Annotated in this window: 14 protein-coding genes; 2 read left to right on the plus strand and 12 right to left on the minus strand. The window is 61.8% G+C overall.

Annotated features, from left to right (window positions below; all coding sequences use genetic code 11):
- The coding region (gene tnpB / locus BMW74_RS14200; protein ID WP_139208413.1) for an IS66 family insertion sequence element accessory protein TnpB at nucleotides 1–240 on the minus strand (240 nt) is incomplete at its 3' end.
- Between the two features lie 374 nt (nucleotides 241–614).
- Complete coding sequence (locus BMW74_RS14210; RefSeq protein WP_175479227.1) at nucleotides 615–2,702, minus strand: carboxy terminal-processing peptidase; 2,088 nt, start codon at nucleotides 2,700–2,702, stop codon at nucleotides 615–617.
- Nucleotides 2,703–2,885: 183 nt separating this feature from the next.
- Here BMW74_RS14210 and BMW74_RS14215 point away from each other — a divergent pair, with 183 nt between their 5' ends.
- Nucleotides 2,886–3,848: an NAD(P)H-quinone oxidoreductase gene (locus BMW74_RS14215; protein ID WP_093421496.1), complete on the plus strand. Its 963-nt coding sequence runs from the start codon at nucleotides 2,886–2,888 to the stop codon at nucleotides 3,846–3,848.
- A gap of 114 nt (nucleotides 3,849–3,962) precedes the next feature.
- Here BMW74_RS14215 and BMW74_RS14220 read toward each other — a convergent pair whose 3' ends face one another.
- The 6 genes from BMW74_RS14220 to BMW74_RS14245 form a co-directional block, all read right to left on the minus strand.
- Nucleotides 3,963–4,616, minus strand: a complete 654-nt coding sequence (locus BMW74_RS14220) for an HAD family hydrolase (protein ID WP_093421502.1) — start codon at nucleotides 4,614–4,616, stop codon at nucleotides 3,963–3,965.
- A 43-nt stretch (nucleotides 4,617–4,659) separates the two neighbouring features.
- A complete protein-coding gene (locus BMW74_RS14225; RefSeq protein WP_093421507.1) occupies nucleotides 4,660–5,649 on the minus strand; it encodes an ABC transporter ATP-binding protein in 990 nt (329 codons plus the stop codon).
- Nucleotides 5,646–6,446: an ABC transporter permease gene (locus BMW74_RS14230; protein ID WP_093421513.1), complete on the minus strand. Its 801-nt coding sequence runs from the start codon at nucleotides 6,444–6,446 to the stop codon at nucleotides 5,646–5,648. Before BMW74_RS14230 ends, BMW74_RS14225 begins: the two co-directional genes overlap by 4 nt.
- Nucleotides 6,433–7,278 carry an ABC transporter permease gene (locus BMW74_RS14235; RefSeq protein WP_093421518.1) on the minus strand — a complete coding sequence of 282 codons (846 nt, stop codon included), beginning with the start codon at nucleotides 7,276–7,278 and terminating at the stop codon, nucleotides 6,433–6,435. The genes BMW74_RS14230 and BMW74_RS14235 overlap by 14 nt, the downstream gene beginning before the upstream one ends.
- Nucleotides 7,275–8,081: an alkaline phosphatase family protein gene (locus tag BMW74_RS14240; protein ID WP_093421523.1), complete on the minus strand. Its 807-nt coding sequence runs from the start codon at nucleotides 8,079–8,081 to the stop codon at nucleotides 7,275–7,277. The genes BMW74_RS14235 and BMW74_RS14240 overlap by 4 nt, the downstream gene beginning before the upstream one ends.
- Before the next feature lie 188 nt (nucleotides 8,082–8,269).
- Entirely contained in the window at nucleotides 8,270–9,337 is a 1,068-nt protein-coding gene (locus BMW74_RS14245; RefSeq protein WP_093421528.1) for an ABC transporter substrate-binding protein, read from the minus strand.
- Nucleotides 9,338–9,695: 358 nt separating this feature from the next.
- Between BMW74_RS14245 and phnR the strand changes: the two genes are divergently transcribed.
- Nucleotides 9,696–10,409: a phosphonate utilization transcriptional regulator PhnR gene (phnR, locus tag BMW74_RS14250; RefSeq protein ID WP_093421532.1), complete on the plus strand. Its 714-nt coding sequence runs from the start codon at nucleotides 9,696–9,698 to the stop codon at nucleotides 10,407–10,409.
- Nucleotides 10,410–10,519: 110 nt separating this feature from the next.
- Here the strand turns inward: phnR and BMW74_RS14255 are convergent, their stop codons facing one another.
- From BMW74_RS14255 to BMW74_RS14265, 4 genes are all read right to left on the minus strand, one after another.
- Complete coding sequence (locus tag BMW74_RS14255; RefSeq protein WP_093421537.1) at nucleotides 10,520–12,673, minus strand: mechanosensitive ion channel domain-containing protein; 2,154 nt, start codon at nucleotides 12,671–12,673, stop codon at nucleotides 10,520–10,522.
- A 77-nt stretch (nucleotides 12,674–12,750) separates the two neighbouring features.
- Nucleotides 12,751–12,927 carry a hypothetical protein gene (locus BMW74_RS25215; RefSeq protein ID WP_175479224.1) on the minus strand — a complete coding sequence of 59 codons (177 nt, stop codon included), beginning with the start codon at nucleotides 12,925–12,927 and terminating at the stop codon, nucleotides 12,751–12,753.
- 133 nt (nucleotides 12,928–13,060) lie between these two features.
- Nucleotides 13,061–14,350 carry a M18 family aminopeptidase gene (locus tag BMW74_RS14260; protein ID WP_093421542.1) on the minus strand — a complete coding sequence of 430 codons (1,290 nt, stop codon included), beginning with the start codon at nucleotides 14,348–14,350 and terminating at the stop codon, nucleotides 13,061–13,063.
- A 142-nt stretch (nucleotides 14,351–14,492) separates the two neighbouring features.
- The gene (locus tag BMW74_RS14265; RefSeq protein WP_093421546.1) at nucleotides 14,493–15,128 is read right to left on the minus strand and encodes an RluA family pseudouridine synthase; all 636 of its coding nucleotides are present in this window, start codon (nucleotides 15,126–15,128) and stop codon (nucleotides 14,493–14,495) included.
- Nucleotides 15,129–15,167: the final 39 nt, after the last annotated feature.

The following is a 15,167-nucleotide window of genomic DNA, read 5'->3' on the forward strand; positions in this document are numbered from 1 at the left end:
CGATGTTTTGAAGCGCTCGGACTCCAGGCGCTTTAGCCAAAGGCAGAAGCCGTTGCGCTCCCAGTACAAAATCTTCACTCGGTTTCGAGGCTTGTTGAGGAACACGAAAAGCACCGGGTCAAACACCGCGACCTTGATGTCCAGTTCGACCAGAGCGGCGAGGCCATCAATGGATTTTCGGAAGTCGACGGGCTTGGGGTAGAGATAGACTTTTTCAACTTTTGCGTCGGGACGCATCATGAGGTGCTGGCTCCGTAAAGGAATCGGGAGCACAGCATCGGGGATCAGGTGGTGACTTTGAATGTGGGGATTATGGAGCGCTTACAACAGTGCGATGGGCGAGTGCTGGGGGTTTTGGAAGGGTCACGGCTCAAGGCCTCGTAGCCGAGGGCACGTCGTTCAGGGACCGCCACGATCGGCTGGAACAGACTGTGCGAACTGCGTTGAGCCAGGATTGAACGCAATGCGCTCAGTTGTTCGGGGGGCATGGCGATCTCTGGCGATAAAAAAAGGACTGGGCCGATCCTGTTGTCAGGAGAGGCCCAGTCCTTTTTTTCACGACAGAATGATGACTGTTTGATGACGCTCCGAAGAGCGTCAGGATTAAATTGCCGTCACTTCTTGTTGCTGGCGACTGCGGTATTGAGCTTCAGGTAATCCAGGAGGATCCGCCCGGTTTCGCTCAAGTAAGCGTCGTCTTCCGGCTTGACCTTGTCGGGCTCGGTCGCGAGAGCGTCTTCATCTTCCTTCTTCAGCTCTTTGAGCGGCGCTTCGCCCTTGGCCTTGCGCCGGGCGTTTTCCATCGCCAGTTGCTTGGCTTCGATATCGGCGTGCTGCGCGCGGCGTTCGGCTTCGTTGAGGCTGACGGTTTTTTCTTCCATCAACTTCTGTGCCAGGGCCAGCTTGTCGCGGATGAACACAAACTCTGCGTCCTTGGCGGTACGCTGGTCATGTTCGGCCTTGAGCTGGGCAATGAACGGCTTGAAGGGATCCACGGCCGGCTTGATGGCAGGGCGAATGGTGTCCCACGGCATGGACTCGGGTAACGCACTCTCACCGATTTCCTTGGTGTCGATGATCGACGGGTAGTCGATGTCCGGCAGCACGCCCTGATGCTGGGTGCTCTGCCCGGAAACCCGGTAGAACTTGGCCAGGGTCAGTTTCAGTTCGCCATGGTTGAGCGGCTGAATGGTCTGCACGGTGCCTTTGCCGAAGGTCTGGCCACCAATGATCAGTGCGCGGTGATAGTCCTGCATGGCGCCGGCGAAAATCTCCGAGGCCGAGGCCGACAGGCGATTGACCAACAGCGCCATCGGGCCTTTGTAGAAGGCTCCCGGGTTCTCATCTTCCAGCACATCGACCCGGCCATCGGCGTTACGCACCAGCACCGTCGGACCTTTGTCGATGAACAGGCTGGTCAGCTCGGTGGCTTCCTGCAAGGAGCCGCCGCCGTTGTTGCGCAGGTCGATAATGACGCCGTCGACCTTGTCCTTTTGCAGCTCGGTGAGGATCTTCTTGACGTCGCGTGTGGTGCTCTTGTAGTCCGGATCACCGGCGCGGAACGCCTTGAAGTCGAGGTAGAACGCTGGGATCTCGATCACGCCCAGCTTGTAGTCCTTGCCGTCCTGCTTGAGGTTCAGGATCGATTTTTTCACCGCCTGGTCTTCAAGCTTCACCGCTTCACGGGTGATCGATACGATCTTGCTGGTCTGGTCGTTAGGCGCATTGCTGGCCGGAATCACTTCCAGGCGCACCACGGTGCCCTTCGGCCCACGGATCAGCTTGACCACTTCGTCCAGGCGCCAGCCCACCACGTCGACCATCTCTTTGTCGCCCTGGGCGACGCCGATGATCTTGTCGGCCGGGGCCACCTGCTTGGTCTTGTCGGCCGGGCCTGCCGGCACCAGGCGCACGACTTTGACTTGGTCGTTGTCGCTCTGCAACACGGCGCCGATGCCTTCCAGCGACAGGCTCATGTTGATGTCGAAGTTTTCCGCGTTATCCGGTGACAGATAATTGGTGTGCGGGTCGTAGGACATGGCGAAGTTGTTGATGTACGCCTGGAAGATGTCTTCGGCGCGGGTCTGGTCCAGGCGCGAGAGCTGGTTCTTGAAGCGCTTGGTCAGGGTTTCCTGGATCTGCTTGTTGTCCTTGCCGGCAATCTTCATGCGCAGCACTTCGTCCTTGACGCGTTTGCGCCACAGGTCGTCGAGCTCGGCAGTGGTCTTGAGCCAAGGGGCATCCTTGCGGTCGATCAGCAAGGTCTCCTTGGTGGTGAAGTCCATCTTGTCGACGCCCTTGTTCAATTCGGCCAGGGCGAACTCCAGGCGCGTCTTGACTCGATCCAGGTAACGCTTGTAGATGGTGAACCCGGGGTTCAGATCGCCGCTTTTGAGGAAGTCGTCAAACTGCAGCTTCCACTTGTCGAATTCGGCGATGTCGCTGGCCAGGAAGTAGCTGCGAGAAGGATCCAGCAGCTTCAGGTAGCTGTCGTAGATGATCGCCGAACGCGCGTCGTCCAGGGGCGGCTTGCTGTAGTGGTGACGCTTGAGCAACTCGACGACGTTCAGGCTGGCGATCACCTCGTCACGGTCGGGCTGAAGCTTGTCCCAGCTATTGGCTGCGAACGTATTGGACGACAGCGACAAGCTGCCGAGGCCAATGAATAGAGCGAGTGCGGTGCTGGAGAACGAATGCTTCATGCCGATTCGACGCGGGGACAATTGATAACGCATATTAGGCCGTCTATGAAGTCGCCGGTTTCAAGTGGCTCTACGTAAACCACCAGTTTTGGCGAATTTTCGTACAGCTCTCGGGCCGGTCGCATAATGCAAAAAGCCCGGCGCTACAGCACGGGCTCAGTCCAGACTCACTATGGAGGCACTGTGAAGGCATTGCAAGGCGTTGAAGGTCAAGTGACGTGGGTTGAAGAGCCCAATCCGACCTGTGATGTAGGGCAAGTTCGCATTCGTGTTGCAGCGGCGGGCTTGAATAGGGCCGATTTGTTGCAACGTGCGGGGCTCTATCCCGCACCTGCGGGGGCCAGCCAGGTGTTGGGGCTGGAGTGTTCCGGTGTCATCACCGAGGTCGGCGCGGGCTCGGTCTGGCAGGTGGGCGACCGGGTTTGTGCGTTGCTCGCCGGTGGTGGCATGGCGCAGGAAGTGGTGGTTGACGGACGCCACGTGCTGCCGGTGCCTGAAGGCCTGTCCTTGAGCGAGGCCGCGGCGATACCAGAGGTGTACAGCACGGCCTGGTTGAATTTGTTTCAATTGGCTGCGCTCAAGCCGGGCGAGAAAGTGCTGCTGCACGCGGGCGCAAGTGGCGTGGGTTCAGCCGCGATTCAACTGTGCAAGGCGTTTGGCAATCCGTGTTGGGTCAGCGTCGGTTCCGCGGACCGCTTGGCCTACTGCCAGGCGCTGGGGGCCCAGGGCGGCGTCGTGCGCACGGACGGTCTGCAGGGTTTGAGCGACCTGGGGCCATTCGACGTGATTCTTGACCCGGTGGGGGCCAACTACGCGGCGCTTAACCTCAAGGTATTGGCGCGGGACGGTCGTTGGGTGTTGATTGGCTTGATGGGCGGACGAGAGGCCACGCTGGACCTGGCGCAGGTGCTGGCCAAGCGCATTCAACTGCTGGGGTCGACGCTGCGCAGTCGTGACGATCAGTTCAAGGCCGATCTGCTCAGCGATCTGCACCAGCATGTCTGGCCGCTGTTTGCCGAGGGACGCCTGAGTCCGCAACTGGCCAAGACCTTCCCGATCGAGGACGCTGACGCCGCGTTTGCCGAGTTGGCGAGCAATCAGGTGGCGGGCAAGCTGGTGTTGGTGATCGACGAAAGCCTGGTCTGACAAGCTGAAGCAACCCTGAGCGAGGCTTGCCTGCGAAGGCAGTGTGTCAGTCGATAGAGGTGTGACAGACACGTCGCCTTCGCGGGCGCGCCTCGCGCCTACGCAGGGGCTTGGTTACTTCCAGTGATGAATCGGCCAGCCGGCCTGTTCGGCGTGTTCACGCAGCACCGGGTCGGGGTTGACCACATGGGGATGGTCAACCTTGAGCAGCAGCGGCAGGTCATTGCGTGAGTCCGAGTAAAAGCTCGCGCCTTCCAGGTTCTCTTCTTCGGCGTCCAGCCATTCCAGCAGGCGGATGATCTTGCCTTCGCGGTAGGTCAGGGTACCGACGGTGTGGCCGCTGTAGACGCCATGCTGGACGTCCAGCTCGATCCCCAATACTTCGTCAATGCCCAGGCGCTCAGCGATCGGCTTGACCAGGTGAACGCCCGAGGCCGAGATCACCAGGATCCGGTCTCCGGCCTTGCGGTGGGCGGCGATGGTGCGGGTGGCGTCGCTGAAGATGATCGGTTCGATAAAGTCCTCTACCCACGGCGTCACCAGGTGCTCGACCTCGGCCGGTGTGCGCCCGATCAGCGGCTCCAGGCTGAAGGCCATGTAGTCTTCCATGGCCAGCTTGCCCTGGCTGTAGGCGTCCATCAGTTGGTTGTTCTGTTGCATGAACGACTCGGGGTCGACCCAGCCCAGGCGGCCCATTTGCTCGCTCCATAGGGTGGCGCAGTCGCCGTGAATCAGGGTTTCGTCCAGATCGAAAATTGCCAGGGCCATCAGTGCAGCTCTCTCTTCAAAGTGTGTGGGCGGTGCGCAGGCATCAGGCGACTTCACGCAGGGCCGTTGGGTCGATGGACAGTGCCAGGCGTTGGCCATCGGCATGTAAGTCCGCCGCGGAGCGGTTCAGCACATCGACCACCAGTTCTACCCCCCGGGCCTCGATCCGATAACGAATCACGTTGCCCAGCAGGCTGTGGCTGCGGACCAGCGCATCCGGCTCGCCCAGCAGGCTCAGTTCGATCGCCTCCGGGCGTATCGCGATGCGGCCAGTGATCGTGCGTTGCAGCAGCTTGCTGGCGCTGGCGGCATCGAGCAAGTTGTAGTTGCCGATGAAGCCGGCGGCGAACGCATCGACCGGCGCGGTGTAGAGGGTTTCGGCGTCGCCGCTTTGGACGATCTTGCCCTGGTTCATCAGGAAGATCCGGTCCGACATGGTCAGCGCTTCTTCCTGGTCGTGGGTGACGAAAATCGTGGTCAGGCCCAGCTCGCGTTGAATCTGCCGGATCTGCTCGCGCAGGTGTTTGCGGATACGCGCGTCGAGGGCCGACAAGGGCTCATCGAGCAGCAGCAGGCGCGGACGAGTCACCAGCGAACGGGCCAGGGCCACGCGCTGGCATTGGCCGCCGGACAACTGATGGGGGTAGCGACTGGCGAAGTCATTGAGCTCCACCAGTTGCAGCACCTCCAGCACGCGCTTGTGGCTGTCATCGGCGTTGACCTTCTGCATGCGCAGGCCGAAGGCGACGTTCTGTTGCACGGTCATGTTGGGGAACAGCGCGTAGCTCTGGAACACCATGCCGATCCCACGCTTTTGTGGGCTGAGCGGGACGATGTCCTGGCCGTCGAGCAGGATCTGGCCGTCATCCACCGCCGTCAACCCGGCGATGCAGCGCAGCAGGGTCGACTTGCCGCAACCGGACGGGCCGAGCAGGGTGACGAACTCGCCTTTGTGGATCTCACAGTTGATGTCGCTGAACACCGAGGTGCCGGCGTAGTTTTTCTTTAGGTGTTGGACGCTGACGTAGCTCATTGGCTGTTGTCCTTGTTCAAGATGTTGGCCGCCCAGGTCAGGACCAGTACGAAGAAGAAGTAGGAAATCACCAGCGCGCTGGTGAAGTGACCGCTGCTGTTGCGCATGTTGTTGAGGAACACCTGCAAGGTTTCGTAGCGGGTGCCGACGAGGATGTTGGCGAACACGAACTCACCGAACAGGAACGAGAACGACAGCAGCAGCGCCACCATCAGGCCCTTGCGCAGGTTCGGCAGCACCACCAGGAACGCGGCTTGCCAGGTGCTGGCGCCGAGCAGTTGGGCGGCGTCCATCAGGTCGCGCAGGTTGATCGCTTGCAGGTTGTTGGTGATCGCCCGGTACATGAACGGCAGCGCCACGGTGAAGTAGCAGCCCACCAGGATCCACGGCGTCCCGACCATCGCGAAGGGCCCCGAGCCATAGAGTTGCAACAGCCCCACCGACGACACCACCGGCGGTACCGCGAAGGGCAGCAGGATCAGGATGTTCATCAGCGCATCGAGCCGCGGGAAGTGGTAATGCACCACGAACAGCAATGGCAGGATCAACACCACCGACAGGATCAGCGCGCCCACGCACACCAGCAACGATTGGCCGAAGGCGCTGAGAAACCGCGGGTCGCTCCACAGCTGGATGTACCACTTGAAGGTAAAGCCCGAGGGCAGGATGGTCGCCGACCAACTGCTGGCAATCGAGTAGATCAAGGTGCCCACCAGCGGCAGCAGCAGGATGGCAAACAGCAGGTAGACCACCACGCGGTGGTAGAGCGCGGCGGCGCCGGGTTCAGCGCGAGACATGGTAGCTCCTCTTCAACAGCAACTGATGGACCACGGTGACCAGGGTCATCAACGCCACCAGCACCACGGCCAGGGCGCTGGCCATGTTCGGGTCCAGGGAAATATCCCCCGAGACCATCGCGGCGATCCGGATCGGCAGCACGTTGAAGTTGCCGGTGGTCAGGGCGTACACCGTGGCGTAGGCGCCCAGGGCGTTGGCCAGGAGGATGACGAAGGTGCCGAGCAGGGCCGGGGTTAGCACCGGCAGACCGATGTGCCGCCAGAACTGCCAGCCGCTGGCCCCGAGCAGGGCGGCCGACTCACGCCAGTCCTCACGCAGGGCGTCGAAGGCCGGGTACAGCAGCAGGACGCCGAGGGGGATCTGGAAGTAGGTGTACAGAATGATCAGCCCGGTCTTGGAGTACAGGTTGAAGTCCTGAATGATCCCGGCCTGCTTGAGCATGATGGTGATGCTGCCGTTGAAGCCCAGCAGGATGATGAACGCAAAGGCCAGGGGCACGCCGGAGAAGTTGCTGGTCATGTTGGCGAAGGCGTTGACGAAGTTGCGCAGCTTGGAATCGACCCGACGCAACGAGTAACTGCCCAGGATGGCGATGATGATGCCAAATACGCTGGAGTAGAAGCTGATCTCCAGGCTGTACTGGATGGCCTGCAAGTAGAACCTGGAACTGAAGATCTTGTTGAAGTTGGCCAGGCCCCAGCCGAACTCTTGCGATTGCACGCTGTTGATCAGCACCCAGCACAGCGGGGCGATCTGGAACACGAAGAAGAAGATCGCAAAGGGCACCAGGCACAAGGCCGCCAGCCATTTGCCACGGGTGATCGAATTCACTTGAGCAACTCCCGGCACACGGGTTTGTCGTGGGGCACACCCAGTAGCTGGCAAACCGTGCCACACAGCTCGGTTTGCCTGGGCGTGGCCTCGGGGTCGAGGCTGAAGGCGTCGCCGATGACAAACAACGGCACCTCACGCTCTTCGGCGAGCAGGCCGTTGTGGGAGCGGTCGTTGTTCATGCCGTGGTCGGCGGTCACCAGCACCTGGTAACCGCTGTCGAGCCAGCCTTGCAGGTAGTCGGCCAGGATGATGTCGGCGCTGCGGGCGCTGTTGCGGTACTGGGGCGTATCGAGGCCGTGCTTGTGCCCGGCGTCGTCGATGTTCATGGGGTGCACCAGGAGAAAATTCGGTGCGTGACGCAGGCGCAGGTGCTCGGCGTCGGCGAACAGGTGGGCGTCGGGGTAGTGGTCGCTCCAATAGAAATGAGCGTGCTGGATCGGCAGGCTCGGGTCATCGGTGTGTCGATCCCGGACGGCCACGAATGGCGAGCGGTTGTACAACTCGCTGACCCAGTGATACGCCGCGGCGGCGGTCGTCAGGCCGGCGTCCGTGGCGTAGTGATAAATGCTGCGCTGGTTGGACAGGCGCGAGACGTTGTTGTGGACAATGCCACTGTCGATGGGCGCAACCCCGGTGAGGATGCATTCGTACAGCGGGCGGGACAGGGACGGCAGCGCGCATTCGAGCCGGTACAGCGCGGCTTTATTCGCTTGCACGTAGGCCTGCAAGTGCCCCATGGCGTGCCGCGCGACCTCGTAGTTAAGACCGTCGAGGACGACAAGGATGACGTTTTGACTCATGGGGAAGGAGAACTCCGTAAGGCAGGTGTCAGGGAAAGGCTAAGATCGAGCTTGATCCATTGTGGGAGCGAGCCTGCTCGCGAAGAGCTCGTGTCAGCCACCCTCCTTGGTGTCTGACACAACGCATTCGCGAGCAGGCTCGCTCCCACAGGGATATCGATCAAATCACCCGGTGGTGATCTACAGCCTTACTGCATATTGATGATCACTTCTTCCTGCCACTTCTGCGGCAGGGCCTTGGAGGTTTTTTCCCAGGCATCGGCGTCCTTGATCGGGGTGACGTTCTTGTACTGCTCGTTCGGCAGCAGCTTGGCTTTTACGTCGTCAGGCAGGGTCAGGTGCTCGGCGCGGATGGGACGGGCATTGCCGCGCGCCAGGTTGATCTGGCCGGCATCGCTGAAGATGTATTCGCGGGTCAGCTTGGCGGCGTTGGGGTTCTTGGCGTACTTGTTGATGATGGTGGTGTAGCCCGAGATCACCGAGCCGTCGGATGGGATCAGCACCACGTAGTCATCCGGGTTGGCCATCTTGGCCTTGTAGCTCAGGCCGTTGAAGTCCCAGACCACGCCCACTTCGACTTCACCCTTTTCCATGGTGGCAATCGTCGGGTTGGCCAGGGACAGGCGACCTTGCTTGGCGATTTCGCCAAACAATGCCAAGGCCGGATCGATGTTCTTCTCGTTCCCGCCATTGGCCAGCGCGGCAGCCAGTACGCCGTTGGCGGCCTGGGCGGCGGTGCTGACGTCACCGATGGACACCTTGTACTTGCCGGTTTTCAGGTCGGACCACTGGGTGGGTGATTCAGAGCCGTGCAGCAGCTTCTTGTTGACGATAAAGGCGATGGTGCCGGTGTAGGCCAGTGCCCAGTTGCCGTCCTGGTCCTTGGCCCAGTCGGGCACTTGCGCCCAGGTGCTTGGCTTGTAGGGTTGGGTGACGCCTTGCTTGACGGCAATCGGGCCAAAGGCGGCACCGACGTCGCCGATGTCGGCGCTGGCGTTGTCTTTCTCGGCGGCGAACTTGGCCACTTCCTGGGCCGAACTCATGTCGGTGTCGATGTGCTTGAGGCCATAGAGCTTGGCCAGGTCCGCCCAGGTGCCTTTCCAGTTGGCCCAGTCATCGGGCATGCCGACGCTATTGACCGCGCCTTCTTTCTTGGCCGCTGCCTCCAGGGCTTTCAAATCAGTATCAGCAGCCATGGCGGCGGTGCACATGGCAATGGTCGAGCCTAACAGGGATGCCAGGAAAAGCTGTTTCATCGAAAGCTCCTTTGGGCGTATTCAACGCTGCGTTTTTATTCAACGTGGTTGGGTTGGTCTAGGTCAGCAATACTTGAGCCAATTTAGGTGGGTCAGATGACACTTTGATGTCGGTCTTGCTGGCGCACCCTTTATGTTTGCCTCTGTGGGCTGGCTGCGACGTAAGCGTAGACCATGGTGGCAGTGGCGTTTTCAAAGGACTTGGTCGTTTAGGGGCGGTGCGCGGTGCTTGCCGCTCAGCGGCTGTGTCATCGATCAGTCATATGCATTGCCTAGGCTTGCACTACGTTTGAGGAGCGGCGTCATCCCATGCTCCGGCCCCGAAACAGTGCTGGTCTAGTCCAGATAGGTAACATTGATGCGCGAAGAGGCAACCAAGGCGGTGACAGCCATCGGTCAGGTCCTGCAAGAGCAGATCGACCACGGCCTGTTGGCACCCGCGAGCAAGCTGCCGGCCGAACGCAAGCTCAGTGAGTTGTTCGGAACCACGCGCATTACGGTGCGCGAGGCGCTGTTGCAACTGGAGGCGCAGGGTCAGATTTACCGCGAGGAGCGTCGCGGCTGGTTCGTGTCACCGCCGCGCCTGGCCTACAACCTGATGCAGCGCAGCCACTTCCACGCGATGGTCAGTGCCCAGGGGCGAGTGCCTTCCACCGAGGTGATTTCTGCCCGGCTGCAACCAGCGTCGGCGGCCGTGTGCGCGTGGTTGCAACTGCCGGCACTGTCGAGCGTGATCCAGATCTGCCGCTCGCGGCGCATTGACGGGCGGCTGGTGCTGTATGTGGAGCACTACTTGAACCCGCAGTTTTTCCCGGGGATTCTTCAGTTCGATTTGAACCAGTCGATTACCGAGTTGTACGCGCGGCACTACGATTTGCACTACGGGAGGGTGCGCTTCGAGATTGTGCCGACCTCATTGCCGGTGGACGCGGCCGCGGCGCTGCGGGTGTCACTGGGCAGCCCGGGGTTGCGCATTGCGCGGGTCAATTACGATCAGCATGAGCGGCTGATTGACTGTGACCTGGAGTTCTGGCGCCACGATGCGATTCATGTGGGGGTCGATGTGGCTTAGCGCCAGGGCGGTGTGGTGGCCTTCGCGAGCAGGCTCGCTCCCACCAAGGGGGTTCAGTGCGACAAGGATCCAGTGTGGGAGCGAGCCTGCTCGCGAAGGCAGTCGACCCGCTATTCCTTCTCCTGCCCGCCGCCGGCCGTCACCACCTGGATGCTCATCCGTGGCGTCGCCAGGTCCAGCCCGGCTTCATCCAGGTGTCGCTTGAGCGATAGGTTGAACGCCCGCGACACTTCCCACTGCTTGATTGGCGCGGTCTTGAACCGAGCGCGAAGGATCGCGCTGCCGGACTCGAAGCTTTCCACGCCCTGGATCTCCAGCGGTGACCAGATGTTGCGGCGTTGCAGCGGGTCGGTGCGCATTTTCTGGCCGACTTCGCGCATCAACTTGATCGCATCATCGATCGCCATGTTGTACGGCACCGCCACGCGGAAGATCGCGTAGCCGAACTCCCGCGAGTAGTTCTTGATGCTTTTGATTTCACTGAACGGGATGGTGTGGACGATGCCATCGATGTCCCGCAGGCGCACGGTGCGGATGGTCAGGCCCTCGACCGTGCCCAGGTGGCCGCCGACGTCGACGTAATCGTCGATGGCCAGGGAGTCCTCAATGATGATGAACAGGCCGGTGATCAGGTCGGCCACCAGTGACTGGGCGCCAAAACCGATGGCCAGGCCGATCACGCCGGCACCGGCCAGCAGCGGCGTGACGTTCATGCCCATGTTGGCCAGGGCGACGATCAGCGCCACGATGAAAATCGCCACGAACAGCACGTTGCGGATCAGCGGCATCATGGTTTGCGCCCGGGCGTTGGCCAGGCCTTTGCGCGAACGGGTCAGGGCATGGTGCACGGCGGTGTCGCTGAGGATCCAGATCAGCCAGGCGAAAATCAGCGTGCCGGCCAGGCTGAACAGCTTGACGCTGATGTCATGGCCTTCGCCTTCGGTGAAACCGATCAACGACATGCCCCACACTCGCAAGCCCAGCTCGATGAACGCCAGCCAGACCACCAGGTGCGCCAGGGTGTAGAAGAAGCTCTTGAGGCGCTCGGAGTACAACGCATGGCGCTTGGCCCCGCGCTGTGGCTTGAGGGCATGGCGGCGGACCAGGCCATTGATCACCATGCACAACACCAGCAGCACCGTGCAGATCAGCGACTGGCGCAAGGCGGTGCTGGTGTCGCCGGCGGACACGAAGGTGGCGAATAGCGAGATGCCCACCAGCACCAGGGCGGGCAGGTACCAGAAGGTGCCGAGGATATCGATGGTGTCACTGAGGGCGCGGCGGGTCAGGCGGCGCGACAGTGGCTGGTTGCGGATCAGGTGGGCGATCGGGCGGCGGAAGCGCAGGATGAACAGCCCGGTGAAGATCGCCGCCAGCACATTGGCGACGGTGGCCGTGGCATGGGCCAGGTGCGCGCCGAGACTGGCGACCAGGCGCGGGTCGTTCAACGCCTCGCCAAAGGCGGCGAAGCTGCCGATCAGCCACAGCGGCCGGAAGGCCTGGTGGCGGAGGATGTACAGGGCGCGGTGACGGTGCGGGCCGTCGAGCAGGGAAAAGGCAATCACGCAGACCGCCGAGAAGCACGTGCCCACCACCAGCGCATAGGCCAGCACCATGGCCAGGTATTTGCCCAGTGACGGCGGCAAGGCGTAGCTCATGTAGACGGTGATCAACAGGGCGATCAGCCAGGGCCCGAGTTTGCGCAGGGCGAAGCGCAGCAGGTCCCAGGTGCGCGGGTGCTGGGGCAATTCTTCGGGCAGGCCAAAGCGCATGCGTACCCGGTGGCTGAGCCAGATCAGTGCGGCGGCGAGCAGGCTCCAGAGCATCAGGATCACGGCGAAGGCAAAGACAATCGGCAGCCACTCGCTGGCCGGCAGCATCAGTGCATTGAGCTCAGAGTTGGCCTGGTCGAATTCGTCTGACCAGAGGGAGATCGGGCTATTGGCCCCGGAGAACTGTTTCTCGAAGCTGGCCAGCGTGCCACCGATCAGGCCCAGGACACCTTCTTCGGTGGCGGGCTGGGCTTTTTTCGTGGCGTCGCGCAGCTTCTTCAGGTCGGCCAGCAGCTTGGCCCGCTGCTGGTCGTTTTCCAAGGACTTGATCACTTCGTCCAGCGATTGCCCCAGCGGCTCGACGGCCTCGGGCTGGGCCTTGCTGGAGTTCAGCAGGCTCGGCAGGCCGACTGCCTGGGCCGGTGCCACGGGGAGCAGCATCAGCAGGCAAATGAGCAGGGCACACGGCAAGGCCAGAAGACGAGCGAACACTAGGCGGTCAACCTCAGCAGGGACAGGTTGACCGAGTGTACGAGGGGGGCAAACCCAATGCGAGCGCGACAGGGCTTTTATTCGTTGAGTTTGGCGAGGATCTTGATCACCACGGTGGCCAGGATCACCAGCATGCCGATCCACATCGAGAACACGCCGGCATTCTTGTCGCGGAAGTTGAAGCCGACGGCCAGCAGGATCATGCCCGAGAGAATGGGGATGAGCATGGAGTTGAACAGAGACATCTCGATCATGGCGACGGCCTTGTGAAGGTGTGGAGTTAAGTTTAGTAGGCTTTTACCTACGCCAGCTTGATTGGTGTCAACGCGGGATCGTCGTGGGCTGCCAGGGCCGTGGCGAGGGTGCAAAGCCCTCGCCACGTGAGGGTCAAGGCAGCTCGCGAGAGGCGTAGAACGCGCTGAGGACTTTCACCAGGTGGGCCAGGTCATGGCTGCCGCACAGCTCGCGGATCGAATGCATGGCGAACGTCGGCAGGCCGATGTCCACGGTGCGCACGCCCAGGTGGCTGGCGGTGATCGGACCGATGGTCGAGCCGCAGCCCATGTCGCTGCGCACCACGAAGCTTTGCACCGGGACTTCCTCGGCCATGCACAGGTGGCGGAAGAAGCCGGCGGTTTCACTGTTGGTGGCGTAGCGTTGGTTGCTGTTGACCTTGATCACGGGGCCGGCGTTGAGTTTCGGGCCGTGGTTGGCGTCATGTTTGTCGGCATAGTTGGGGTGGATGCCGTGGGCGTTGTCCGCCGAGACCAGCAGCGACTTCTGGATCGCGCGTACGAATTCGTCACCGTCAGGCAGCAGGCGTCGCAGCGTTTGCTCCAGCATCGGGCCGTCGGCACCGCAAGCCGAGCAGGAGCCCACTTCTTCGTGGTCATTGGCCACCAGCACGCAGGTCTCTTCGGTTTCGCTGGTGAGCAAGGCTTGCAGGCCGGCGTAGCACGAGAGCAGGTTGTCCAGGCGCGCGCCGGCAATGAAGTCGCCGTGCAGGCCGATGACTGCCGCGCTCTGGGTGTCGTAGAAGCTCAGCTCGTAATCGAGTACCACATCGGCGTTCAGGCCGTGTTCCAGTGCCAGTTGGTTGGTCAGCACGGCGCGGAAGTCCACGCGTTCGTCACCGGCAAACTGGGCCAGGATCGGCGGCAGTTCGGTTTGCGGGTTGATCGCCCAGCCCTGGTTGGCTTCACGGTTGAGGTGGATGGCCAGGTTGGGGATGGTGGCAATCGGCGCCTTGAAGTCGATCAGTTGGCTTTCGACCTTGCCATCGCGGCGGAAGGTCACGCGGCCGGCCAGCGACAGGTCGCGATCGAACCACGGCGCCAGGAGCGCGCCGCCATAGACTTCGACGCCCAACTGCCAGAAGCCCTGGCGTTGCAGCTCAGGTTGCGGCTTGACCCGCAGGCACGGGCTGTCGGTATGGGCGCCGACCAGGCGGATGCCGTCGTGCAACGGCGAGTTGCGGCCCATCTTGATCGCGACAATCGAGGAGTCGTTGCGGGTCACGTAGTAGCGACCGTTGGCTTCGGTGGTCCACGGCTCGCGCTCATCGAGGCGCTGGTAGCCGGCCGCTTCCAGGCGCTGGACCAGGCTGGCAGTGGCATGGAATGGGGTTGGGGAGGCCTTGAGGAAGTCAATCAGGCCTTGATTCAACGCTTCGCGCATAAGTAGCTCCAGACAGCAGTGCGGCGAGTTTAACGTATTGGCTCAAGCCATTGGGTAACAGGAGTGCAACACCGGCTCATCGTGCCTGGCATTGGCGCCACCTGTCACCGCACGTCCTTGTCGGCAATGGGAGGACCGGCGATTAAAACGGTGCCGGGCATTCAAAGCGCAGGCGTTCACCACTTTGTGGGTGGGTGAAGGCGAGCATGCTGGCGTGCAGGCACAGGCGCGGCCAGGCCGCCAGGGCTTGCGGATGGGCATAGAGCCCGTCGCCCAGCAGTGGATGACCGATCGACAGCATGTGTACGCGCAGTTGGTGGGAGCGGCCGGTGATCGGGGTGAGCTCCACGCGGCACCAGTCGCCGCAACGTTCCAGCACCCGCCAGAAGGTCAGCGCGTGCTTGCCGAACTCATGGTCGACCACGTGGCGGGGCTTGGTCGGCGGGTCGTAGCGCAAGGGCAAGTCGATGCTGCCACTGTCCAGCTCGGGTTGGCCCCAGCACAGTGCGGTGTAGGCTTTTTCGGTTTCACGGTCGTGAAACTGCCGAGACAGCTCGCGATGCGTATCCGGATCGCGCGCCAGCAGGATGATCCCCGAGGTTTCCCAGTCCAGGCGATGGACGATGCGGGCTTCCGGGTAGCCGTTTTCCTGTAGGCGGGTAATCAGGCAGTCCTTGTTGTCATCGGCGCGGCCAGGCACCGAGAGCAGCAGGGTCGGTTTGTTCACCACCAGGACGGCGGCGTCCTGATGGATGATGTGGATGTTGGACAACGGCATTAAAACAGCCTCGTAACAAACAAGTGGGAGCGAGCCTGT

The sequence above is a fragment of the Pseudomonas sp. ok272 genome (assembly GCF_900109995.1).
Lineage (GTDB): Bacteria > Pseudomonadota > Gammaproteobacteria > Pseudomonadales > Pseudomonadaceae > Aquipseudomonas.

Bases quoted from the DNA above. Each gene is read 5' to 3' on its own strand.
- BMW74_RS14220 (WP_093421502.1), bottom strand. From the start codon at position 4,616: ATGGCCCTGGCAATTTTCGATCTGGACGAAACCCTGATTCACGGCGAC.
- BMW74_RS14245 (WP_093421528.1), bottom strand. From the start codon at position 9,337: ATGAAACAGCTTTTCCTGGCATCCCTGTTAGGCTCGACCATTGCCATG.
- BMW74_RS14260 (WP_093421542.1), bottom strand. From the start codon at position 14,350: ATGCGCGAAGCGTTGAATCAAGGCCTGATTGACTTCCTCAAGGCCTCC.
- BMW74_RS14210 (WP_175479227.1), bottom strand. From the start codon at position 2,702: ATGAAGCATTCGTTCTCCAGCACCGCACTCGCTCTATTCATTGGCCTC.
- BMW74_RS14265 (WP_093421546.1), bottom strand. From the start codon at position 15,128: ATGCCGTTGTCCAACATCCACATCATCCATCAGGACGCCGCCGTCCTG.
- BMW74_RS14230 (WP_093421513.1), bottom strand. From the start codon at position 6,446: ATGTCTCGCGCTGAACCCGGCGCCGCCGCGCTCTACCACCGCGTGGTG.
- BMW74_RS14225 (WP_093421507.1), bottom strand. From the start codon at position 5,649: ATGAGCTACGTCAGCGTCCAACACCTAAAGAAAAACTACGCCGGCACC.
- BMW74_RS25215 (WP_175479224.1), bottom strand. From the start codon at position 12,927: ATGATCGAGATGTCTCTGTTCAACTCCATGCTCATCCCCATTCTCTCG.
- phnR (WP_093421532.1), top strand. From the start codon at position 9,696: ATGCGCGAAGAGGCAACCAAGGCGGTGACAGCCATCGGTCAGGTCCTG.
- BMW74_RS14240 (WP_093421523.1), bottom strand. From the start codon at position 8,081: ATGAGTCAAAACGTCATCCTTGTCGTCCTCGACGGTCTTAACTACGAG.